At 54.5% G+C, this 9,923-nt stretch carries 7 protein-coding genes, 1 rRNA gene and 2 pseudogenes; 6 read left to right on the top strand and 4 right to left on the bottom strand.

All coding sequences use genetic code 11. The features are described 5' to 3' along the window. Both ACMX3H_RS14225 and gmhB read right to left on the bottom strand, forming a co-directional pair. A 16S ribosomal RNA gene (locus tag ACMX3H_RS14225) occupies positions 1-265 on the bottom strand; the annotation flags it as partial. A 342-nt stretch (positions 266-607) separates the two neighbouring features. Further along, the gene (gene gmhB, locus ACMX3H_RS14220) at positions 608-1,183 is read right to left on the bottom strand and encodes a D-glycero-beta-D-manno-heptose 1,7-bisphosphate 7-phosphatase (protein WP_415211302.1); all 576 of its coding nucleotides are present in this window, start codon (positions 1,181-1,183) and stop codon (positions 608-610) included. A 189-nt stretch (positions 1,184-1,372) separates the two neighbouring features. Here gmhB and metN point away from each other — a divergent pair, with 189 nt between their 5' ends. The 6 genes and pseudogenes from metN to proS all read left to right on the top strand — a co-directional run bounded on the left by metN (position 1,373) and on the right by proS (position 7,061). Beyond that, positions 1,373-2,404, top strand: coding sequence for a methionine ABC transporter ATP-binding protein MetN (gene metN, locus ACMX3H_RS14215; RefSeq protein WP_415211301.1), 1,032 nt, complete (start codon positions 1,373-1,375; stop codon positions 2,402-2,404). Next, positions 2,397-3,050, top strand: coding sequence for a methionine ABC transporter permease MetI (locus tag ACMX3H_RS14210; protein ID WP_415211300.1), 654 nt, complete (start codon positions 2,397-2,399; stop codon positions 3,048-3,050). Before metN ends, ACMX3H_RS14210 begins: the two co-directional genes overlap by 8 nt. A 64-nt stretch (positions 3,051-3,114) precedes the next feature. Then, complete coding sequence (locus ACMX3H_RS14205; RefSeq protein WP_415211299.1) at positions 3,115-3,930, top strand: MetQ/NlpA family lipoprotein; 816 nt, start codon at positions 3,115-3,117, stop codon at positions 3,928-3,930. A gap of 115 nt (positions 3,931-4,045) precedes the next feature. Continuing rightward, a pseudogene (gene rcsF / locus ACMX3H_RS14200) lies at positions 4,046-4,463 on the top strand (Rcs stress response system protein RcsF). Beyond that, positions 4,460-5,123 (top strand): annotated as a pseudogene (gene tsaA / locus ACMX3H_RS14195) (tRNA (N6-threonylcarbamoyladenosine(37)-N6)-methyltransferase TrmO). The pseudogenes rcsF and tsaA overlap by 4 nt, the downstream one beginning before the upstream one ends. A gap of 213 nt (positions 5,124-5,336) precedes the next feature. Then, on the top strand, positions 5,337-7,061 hold the full coding sequence (gene proS, locus ACMX3H_RS14190) for a proline--tRNA ligase (protein ID WP_415211298.1): 1,725 nt from the start codon (positions 5,337-5,339) through the stop codon (positions 7,059-7,061). Between the two features lie 94 nt (positions 7,062-7,155). On the opposite strand, the gene ACMX3H_RS14185 is transcribed toward proS, so the two are convergent. Both ACMX3H_RS14185 and ACMX3H_RS14180 read right to left on the bottom strand, forming a co-directional pair. Beyond that, positions 7,156-7,857: a hypothetical protein gene (locus ACMX3H_RS14185; protein WP_415211297.1), complete on the bottom strand. Its 702-nt coding sequence runs from the start codon at positions 7,855-7,857 to the stop codon at positions 7,156-7,158. A 71-nt stretch (positions 7,858-7,928) separates the two neighbouring features. Then, positions 7,929-9,473: a hypothetical protein gene (locus ACMX3H_RS14180; protein WP_415211296.1), complete on the bottom strand. Its 1,545-nt coding sequence runs from the start codon at positions 9,471-9,473 to the stop codon at positions 7,929-7,931. Positions 9,474-9,923: the final 450 nt, after the last annotated feature.

Below are 9,923 nucleotides of genomic sequence, written 5' to 3'. Positions count from 1 at the left end.
TTACCCCACCTACTAGCTAATCCCATCTGGGTTCATCCGATGGTGTGAGGCCCGAAGGTCCCCCACTTTGGTCTTGCGACGTTATGCGGTATTAGCTACCGTTTCCAGTAGTTATCCCCCTCCATCGGGCAGATCCCCAGATATTACTCACCCGTCCGCCGCTAGCCGGCGAAGAAGAACAAGCTTCTTCCCGCTGCCGCTCGACTTGCATGTGTTAGGCCTGCCGCCAGCGTTCAATCTGAGCCATGATCAAACTCTTCAATTAAAAGCTTGATGCTCAAAGAATTAAAACTAGTATTCATATGAATATTCGTTTGTTCACCCTTCAAGACTTGATATTTCGTGTGTCGATATCGTCTTGTGAGTGCCCACACAGATTGTCTGATAAATTGTTAAAGAGCGCCGCGCCGCCGRAATCCGGCTGTCGGAGGTAGCTTATATTACGCCTTCCTCTATTCAGTGTCAAGCAGTTTCGCCTGTTTCTGAACCCTCCCGTTCACTGTGATGATATTCACATGCCCGGTCGATGGAGGCAGATTATAGGGAGCCGGTCTGAAATGGCAAGGGAATATCCTTACTTTTTTTTCAACCGGTCACAAATCATTCGTTACGCGCCGAATTGACGCTGTTTAATCGTGGCCGGCAGCGCGGCCAGGCTATCGATGACCCAATCCGCCGCCGCGCTAGCCTGCTCCGTTACCGCTTTACCGCTGCGCACCAGTACCCGAGTGCCGACGACCCCCGCCGCCTTGCCCGCCAGCATATCGTCCAGCTTGTCCCCCACCATATAAGAAGAAGCCATATCGATATGCAGGTGGCGCTGCGCGTCCAGCAGCATCCCGGGTTTCGGCTTGCGGCAATCACACTCTTGGCGTAATACCTCCACCGCCGCCTGGGGATGGTGAGGGCAAAAATAGATACCGTCCAGATCAACGTCACGATCCGCCAGTGACCAGTCCATCCATTCCGTCAGGTGCATAAACTGCTCTTCGCTGAAAAGACCTCGGGCCAGCCCGGATTGATTCGTGACCACCACCAGGGCGAAGCCCATCTTTTTCAATTCCTGCATGGCTTCGATCACGCCATCAATAAATTGAAAATCGTCAATCTCATGGACGTAACCGTTATCGGCGTTAATCGTACCGTCACGGTCTAAAAAAATTGCGGAAACAGACTGTGCCACTGCAAGGCTCCTGATTACAGGTAAGCCTTAAGTATCACATGTTTTGACATGGGAAGAGAAACCCATAAAATGGAACGTAACGCAGTTGACTTAGACGTCTAGACGCCTTAACATCCACGCACTTCAATGCCGGTCGGCATTGATTTGTTACCTTTACGTTCGCTATGCGGCCTACATATAAAAATAAGCATGATCACATTTTCTCACATCACCAAGCACTTCACGCTGGGCACACGGACCATCACCGCGCTATCAGATGTTAGCCTTCACGTGCCCGCCGGGCAAATTTACGGCGTCATCGGGGCGTCCGGCGCGGGGAAAAGCACCTTGATACGTTGCGTCAATCTGCTGGAACGGCCAACGTCCGGTTCGGTGGTGGTCAACGGTACCGATCTGACGAATCTGCCCGAGCGGAAATTGATCGATGCCCGTCGTCAGATAGGCATGATCTTTCAGCATTTTAATTTACTTTCCTCGCGCACGGTGGCCGGCAATGTCGCGCTGCCGCTGGAATTGGATAAGCGGCCTAAAAGCGCTATCACCCAGCGGGTCGCCGAATTACTGGCGCTGGTGGGGCTGGAGGATAAAGCGGATAGCTATCCGGCGAATCTTTCGGGCGGACAGAAACAGCGGGTCGCCATCGCCCACGCGCTGGCCAACAATCCTAAAGTGCTACTGTGCGATGAAGCCACCAGCGCGCTGGATCCCGCCACGACCCAGTCTATCTTAGCGTTGTTGAAAGATATCAATCAGCGCCTGGGTCTGACCATACTGTTGATTACCCATGAAATGGATGTCGTGAAACGCATTTGCGATCAGGTCGCGGTCATCAGCCAAGGCGAACTCATCGAGCAGGATTCAGTGAGCGAAATGTTTTCCCATCCGAAAACGCCGCTGGCCCAGGCTTTCATCCGTTCCACGCTGCATTTGGATATTCCGCAGGATTATCAGCAGCGCATGCATAGCGAACGTGCGCCCGGCCGCATTCCCATATTACAGTTGGAGTTTACCGGTCAGTCGGTGGATGCGCCGCTGTTGTCGGAAACCGCGCGCCGTTTCAACGTCAACAATAACATCATCAGCGCCCAGATGGATTACGCCAGCGGCATTAAATTCGGCATCATGTTGACGGAAATGGACGGGGATGAAGCGGACGCTGTCGCCGCCATCGCTTATCTGCAGCAGCATCAGGTCAATGTAGAGGTACTGGGTTATGTCTGATGGAATGATCGCCCTATTGGCCCGGGGGATTTTGGAAACCCTGACGATGACATTTGTCTCGTGTTTTTTCGGTTTTTTCATCGGTCTGCCCATCGGCGTATTGCTTTACGTTAGCCGCCCCGGACAGATTGTCGATAACGCCAAACTGTACAGAATGGCATCGGCGTTAGTAAACATACTCCGTTCCGTTCCGTTTATCATTCTGCTGGTTTGGATGATTCCGTTTACCCGCATCATCGTCGGGACTTCCATCGGCCTTAAGGCCGCCATTGTGCCGCTAACCATAGGCGCCGCCCCCTTTATCGCCCGTATGGTCGAAAACGCCCTGTTGGAAATTCCCTCTGGCCTGGTAGAGGCCTCTCGCGCCATGGGCGCCACCCCGCTGCAGATTATCCGTAAGGTGCTGCTGCCGGAAGCGTTGCCGGGTCTCATTAACGCCGCGACCATCACGCTCATTACCCTGGTGGGGTATTCCGCCATGGGCGGAGCTGTGGGCGCCGGCGGCCTGGGACAAATCGGCATTCAATACGGCTATATCGGCTACAACGCCACCGTGATGAATACCGTATTAGTATTGTTGGTGGTTCTGGTCTATTTAATACAACTTGGCGGTGATCGGCTCGTCAGAGCGGTTACCCATAAATAACGCGACCGTCCCTGCGTCGACATAATGGCGTAAGGACACTACATCTCACTGTGAGGAAAGGGATATGTCTTTCAATATTAAAACTCTAGCAAAGGTGGCTGCACTGGTTAGCGCGGTGGCGCTGGCCGGCTGCGGACAGGATGAAAAAGATCCGAACCACATCAAAGTAGGCGTGATCAATGGCGCGGAACAGCAGGTAGCAGAAACGGCACAGAAAGTGGCCAAAGAGAAATACGGCCTGGACGTGGAGCTGGTGACCTTTAATGATTACGTATTGCCGAATGAAGCACTCAGCAAGGGCGATATCGATGTTAACGCTTTCCAGCACAAACCGTATCTGGATCAGCAAATAAAAGATCGCGGCTATAAGCTCGCAGCCGTAGGGAATACCTTTGTGTATCCCATCGCCGGCTATTCCAAGCAAATCAAATCGCTGGACGAACTGAAGCCCGGTGCACAAATCGCGCTACCCAACGATCCGACTAACCTGGGCCGCTCGCTGCTGCTGTTGCAAAAAATTGGGCTGATCGGTCTGAAACCGGGCGTCGGGCTGATGCCAACCGTACTGGATGTGACCGACAATCCGAAGAACCTGAAGCTGGTGGAACTTGAAGCCCCGCAGCTGCCGCGATCGCTTGACGATCAGCAGATCGCTCTGGCGATTATCAATACCACCTACGCCAGCCAGATTGGCCTGACGCCGACTAAAGACGGTCTGTTTGTCGAGGATAAGGACTCGCCTTATGTCAACCTGATCGGGGCGCGCGAAGACAATAAAAACGCCGAAAACGTGAAGAAATTCGTTCAGGCTTATCAGTCCGATGAAGTGAACGATGCCGCTAACAAAATTTTTAACGGCGGCGCAGTCAAAGGCTGGTAATTGTTAATAACAGTTTTTCGCGGTGTTTTAATCAGGCGGGTTACGGCCCGTCTTGTTATTTCTGCCGTAGATTGCTTCAATAGCAGCCGTTATAACAATAACCAGAGGAAAAATGATGCGCGCATTACCTGTTTCGCTGCTCCTTCTCTCGCTAACGGGATGCTCCGGGCTACACCACGCACCTTCCGCCGTACAAAGCGGCCCCAAAAATCCGTTTAAAGACACGACCGCCGCCGTGCATAAAGCAGCGCCCCGCAGCGCGCCCCTGCCGGCTAAATTGTATAAAGATCCTAAAGAGCTAGTGGGCAAGCCGTTCCGCGATTTGGGTGAGGTTTATGGCTCCACCTGCAAAGTCAGCCTGCAAGATCGATCCGCCGCCGAGCATCAGCACCGCGCGTCGCAATATGCAGACCCTCGCCGCCGCGATGAAAGGCAACGGCGTCTTGCTGCATCAGTGCCAGATCGTGAGCGCCGTCGCCGGCTGCTATCAGCAGGCCATTTGCCAGGGGACCGAGCTTAGCGTCTCGCAATGACCTCTACTTTCGGCTTCAGGCAAATAGGTGTTGTCCGCTCGCCCTATAAAGAAAAATTCGCCGCGCCGCGCCAGCCGGGGCTGGTAGCGGATGGCGTCGGCGAGTTGCATTTGCTGCCGCCCTATAATCAAGCGGAAGCGGTACGCGGCCTGATGGAATTCAGCCATATTTGGCTGCTGTTTGTTTTTCATCAAACGCCGGAGGGCGGCTGGCGAGCCACGGTCAGACCCCCGCGGCTTGGCGGCAATAGCCGAATGGGGGTTTTCGCCACCCGCTCGCCTTTTCGCCCCAATCCTATCGGCATGTCGCTGGTGGCGCTGGAGGGCATTACGCTGCGCGGCGCCGACGTCATTTTACGTCTCGGCAGTCTGGATTTGGTGGATGGGACGCCGGTGGTGGATATCAAACCCTATCTTCCCTATGCCGAAAGCCTGCCCAACGCCCGCGCGGGCTTTGCGCAAGCCGGCCCCCGCCGATACCCTACAGGTCATTTTCTCCCCCCCGGCGGAGCGGCAGCTGCGCGCGCAGGCTCACGCCTGGCCCCGGTTGCGGGAATTTATTTGCGATGTTCTGGCGCAGGACCCCCGTCCCGCCTATCACCGTCGGGCAATGCCGGCGCGGGAGTATGCCGCGGCACTACTGGATTTCAATGTCCGCTGACGCGTGAGCGAGACGACAGCCGAGGTTATCGCCATCGATACGTTACCGGGCGGCGACAGTGACGCCGCCGGCAGCGCACGCGGGATAATGGGTTAAATTTTCCGTCGGTCCTTTTGGCCGCCGGCGGGCGCTGGTAGACTATATCACTTTCAATATTTTTGCTGCCTGCCGGCAGCCTACGGCACTCAGCCGCTCTTGTGGAACCTAACTAACATGCGTACTAGCCAATATCTGCTCTCCACCCTCAAGGAAGTCCCCGCCGATGCGGAAGTGGTCAGCCATCAGCTGATGCTGCGCGCCGGGATGATTCGTAAGCTGGCATCCGGCCTTTATAGCTGGCTGCCCACCGGTTTACGCGTGCTGCGTAAAGTGGAAAATATCGTGCGTGAAGAGATGAACAACGCCGGCACGATTGAAGTGGTCATGCCGGTAGTGCAGCCGGCGGATCTGTGGCAGGAAAGCGGACGTTGGGTCCAGTACGGCCCGGAATTGCTGCGGTTTACCGATCGCGGCGCGCGGCCGTTTGTACTGGGCCCCACGCATGAAGAGGCGATAACCGACCTTATTCGCAACGAGGTCAGCTCCTATAAGCAGCTGCCGTTGAATTTCTATCAGATCCAAACCAAATTCCGCGACGAAGTACGCCCGCGTTTCGGCGTCATGCGCTCGCGGGAGTTTGTGATGAAAGACGCCTACTCCTTCCACACCAGTCAGGATTCGCTGCAGGCGACTTATGACGCCATGTATCAGGCCTATAGCGCTATTTTCACCCGCATGGGGCTGGAATTCCGGGCGGTGCAGGCGGATACCGGCTCCATCGGCGGCAGCGCGTCCCACGAGTTTCAGGTGCTGGCCGACAGCGGTGAGGACGATATCGTCTTCTCGACCGCGTCAGACTACGCCGCCAATATCGAACTGGCGGAGGCGGGCGCCCCGGCCGCCACGCGCGCCGCGCCCAGCGAAGAGATGCGGCTGGTGGACACCCCCGACGCCCGCACCATCGCCGAACTGGTGGCGCAATTCGCGCTGCCGGTGGAAAAAACCGTCAAGACGCTGTTGGTCCGCGCCCGCGAAGACGCCGATCATCCGCTGGTGGCGCTAATGGTACGCGGTGATCATCAGCTTAACGACGTCAAGGCCGAGAAATTGCCGCAGGTCGCCGCCCCGCTGACGTTCGCCAGCGAAGAGGAAATCCGTCTGGCGGTCGGCGCGGGCCCTGGCTCGCTTGGGCCGGTGAACCTGCCGCTGCCGCTGGTTATCGACCGCAGCGTGGCGGTGATGAGCGACTTCGCCGCCGGCGCCAACGCCGAGGGGAAACATTTCTTCGGCATTAACTGGGAACGGGATTTTCCGCTGCCCCAGGTGGCCGACCTGCGCAAGGTCGTTGACGGCGATATCAGCCCGGATGGCAAAGGATTGCTGCAAATCAAGCGCGGAATTGAAGTGGGCCATATTTTCCAACTGGGCACCAAATATTCAGAGGCGATGAAAGCCACCATACAGGGTGAAGACGGCCGTAACCAAACGCTGACCATGGGCTGCTACGGCATCGGCATCACCCGCGTGGTGGCGGCCGCTATCGAGCAAAACCACGACGAGCGTGGCATTTTGTGGCCTGAGGCCCTGGCGCCCTTCAATGTCGCGATTTTGCCGATGAATATGCATAAATCCTTCCGCGTGAAAGAAGTGGCGGAAGATCTTTACCGGCAGCTGCAGGCGCGGGGTATCGATGTCCTGCTCGACGATCGCAAAGAGCGTCCGGGCGTGATGTTTGCCGATATGGAGCTTATCGGTGTACCGCACCAATTGGTCATAGGCGATCGCAATCTGGATGCGGAAGAAATCGAGTACAAAAACCGCCGCAGCGGTGAGAAGCAGATGATCAAACTCAGCGCAATTGTTGACTTTTTAGTCAGCGAAATCACCGCCGCGAAATAAAACGATCGGCACTACGCGCCTCACTCATGCGCCGCCCACGATCGTGGACGGCGCGGTTTATTCTGCCGCGCGAAAGCCTGGCGCGCGCGTCTTCTCATCCATCAATACCACATTCGCCGTTAAGCGGCTGCGTTGCAGGCAGTCCGGGTTCAACATAGATCAAATTTTCATCAGCCGAGTCGACCGGTAGTATCGCGCCCCCCTGCTTTTTACCGACTTTGAGACACGCGGTATAGTCGTTTATTTCCTGGGTGATGTATCGGGCCAATTTCCCGTTGCTGTGGTAGCAACCCTGCGGCAGGCGCCGCTGCATGATCATCATCCGCGTGCCATTTTCCAGTATCTGGATAATCACTCGCGGCACCGTCAAAAAGGCGCTCCCCTTTAGGGGCAGTAATATGGCCGGCGCATCCGTTTTCAACCGCAAAGACCTAAAATCAAGGAACGTCTGATAGATTTTACCCCCCTGTTTGGCGACGGTGGGAAACGGGAGCCACGCGTCGGGACGATGGGTCTGCGGCGGCGCATCATCATCAATCAAGGCCCACTGCAAAGTAAAATCATAGGTCGCGTCGGCATCAATATAGATAAGATTCTCTTTTTCACCATCGCCAGGGATAATACGCGTACCGTCCCGCTTGCCGGCCTGTATGGGCACCCCAGGTAAATCATTAAGCGTTTGCGCTACCTTACAGGGCCACCGCCGTTTGTCGGCATCCTGCGTGGCAATATTAACGATGTGTTCCAGTAACGGCTTCTCGTCGCCCGCGCTGAAACTAAGATAAATTTGGCTCAATAGGGGCAGGTCGCGACACACCTCCAAGGGGGCCAGCGCAATGTCATGGCTATCATCAACCGTTATATGACCTATTTCGCGTGGCACGGCCGGCTGAGGGGGGGGTCAGTGTGGCGCAACCGATCGTGGTCGTTCTCCACCAGAAATTGCTGCAGCGCGCACTGCATTTTCCGCTCGCCGTACAACAAAGTGAGTATCGCGCCGAGCAACCCGTCGCTCGCAGCGTCGGCGCCGAGCAGCGTTAAAGCCTCTTTGATCAGCTTGGGCGTCGTAACACCGGGATAACGTTCAAGAAAAGAGTCACTGTCGAGCATGCCATTCAGTAGCCTGAGAATATTCATCGTGATCAAAGTGAACGACATGTCGATAGGCTCTGACCGGGGCCGGCGGGAGCTGACAAGGTGATGCCACCGCAGGTATAGACGCTCTAATAAATTATGCAAATGCAAATGCCAGACGACGCTTTCATGTAGACGTCTAGCGCCGAAGGTATTCTGCGGCGAAAATTCCAATGCGCTACCCTGGCGTTGAAATTTGTGATCCACCACCACCCGGCGATAACTTTTTACCGGTATTTGTAGTCGATTAGCCAAAACTTGGGCGCAAGAGTGCGCCCCGCCATAACCCCCGTAGCAGGAGATAAGTTCTAATTCTTTTAGCGGTCTGCCTTGATTGTGTAATTCATTAATCCCCAACACTACCTCGGCGCATTCCAAAGTATCGTAATAGTTAATGTTGGTGGGTGCGCCGTGGGCTTTCAGCTGCATCTGCACGCTGCCGCCCGGCACGCTGGTATTATGGGTGAAAGCAATGCGGCTGTCAGAACCAAGCAGCGCGGCCACGCGCGTTTTTTCGACGTTGACTTCACCGCTCAAAACCCGATAACAAAGACCCTGTTGCTGCAACAACCCTTTGTTGAACAACCCTAATTGCCGGGCGCTGATGATATTATCCTTCTCCCCCAACTTGTTATTAAATTGATGATTGTTCCAACCGGCAAAACGATTGTCGCCCAAACTTAAAATCATATGGTAACGTTTCTCGGGCGCATAGCAGATCACCAATTTTCCCGGTTCCAGAACCCTCAGCGCCATGCTGTGGGTGATGGGGCGTATATCCAGCAGGACATCCTCCAGCTTATGTTGTGAAAGCAGACCGCAGTTCGACGGATTGACGAGGTGCGCCAGGGTTTCCTGCACGGCGGCGGATTGCTGAGGCGATAGCCAGTTGGCATGGACCAATATATTTAGCGCATACTCACAAGGGGTTTGGGGTGGCGTTGAACGGTGTAATAATTCCTTCGCCACCTGTAGCAATGAACGCGCCGGTGGCGTCTCTCCAAGCGTGTGTTTAACGATATGGAAGCCATATTTGGCACCGCGCGGGTAGAGCAAATTATTTCTAAACTCCCCTAGCTGCTCCATCAGCAATACCCGTTTTTCTTCACCGAAATGGGCCGCGATCTTCATATTATTCATGCCGGCGAACCGGCCGTTGCCCAAACTTACCATCCAATGGCGGATTTGATGGTCATCCTCGCGCATAAACACCATCAGCCTGCCTTGCTCCGTACGCAACATGTCGCTGTAGCTATGCACCGAGATTTCAGGACTCATCAGCTTACGCAGCGTGTGGTGTGCGTTTTGTTTTACATAAAAAACTGCGTTGATTGATTCCCGTTGTTCCTGTGAAGCAATGTTATAAAAGATATACAGCATAAAATCATAATTGGACGTACAGCTGTGATTATCTATCATCAAATTACGAATAACGTGACTTAACCGTTTTTGCAGCACCAGCGGAGAAGAAGTTGAAGGTGAAAGGGCATATTTTATGCCATCGATGCCATTATAATCCGCAATCGCGCTGACCTCAGGAGGTTTAATCAACGTAAGCGCCCCGTGGAGGACGTCTTGAATTATTAGTGGGTTTGTTGTATGAGACAGTAAACCTACGTTACACGCTTATGCTCATTGCATTTTCACATTGTATTGATTTTAATAACTTTTATTTCCATCCCGGTTTGAGTGATATGAAATTAGTGGTTCTGAAGTTTGTGATAGTGT

This window comes from Sodalis sp. (in: enterobacteria) (genome assembly GCF_047607725.1).
GTDB lineage: Bacteria > Pseudomonadota > Gammaproteobacteria > Enterobacterales > Enterobacteriaceae > JBLKSS01.
The sequence above is the reverse complement of the archived record's forward strand: the minus strand, read 5'-3'. Positions and strand labels throughout refer to the sequence as shown.

Coding starts and splice junctions, on each gene's coding strand:
- proS (WP_415211298.1), top strand. CDS start 5,337: ATGCGTACTAGCCAATATCTGCTCTCCACCCTCAAGGAAGTCCCCGCC.
- metN (WP_415211301.1), top strand. CDS start 1,373: ATGATCACATTTTCTCACATCACCAAGCACTTCACGCTGGGCACACGG.
- ACMX3H_RS14180 (WP_415211296.1), bottom strand. CDS start 9,473: ATGAGTCCTGAAATCTCGGTGCATAGCTACAGCGACATGTTGCGTACG.
- ACMX3H_RS14205 (WP_415211299.1), top strand. CDS start 3,115: ATGTCTTTCAATATTAAAACTCTAGCAAAGGTGGCTGCACTGGTTAGC.
- ACMX3H_RS14210 (WP_415211300.1), top strand. CDS start 2,397: ATGTCTGATGGAATGATCGCCCTATTGGCCCGGGGGATTTTGGAAACC.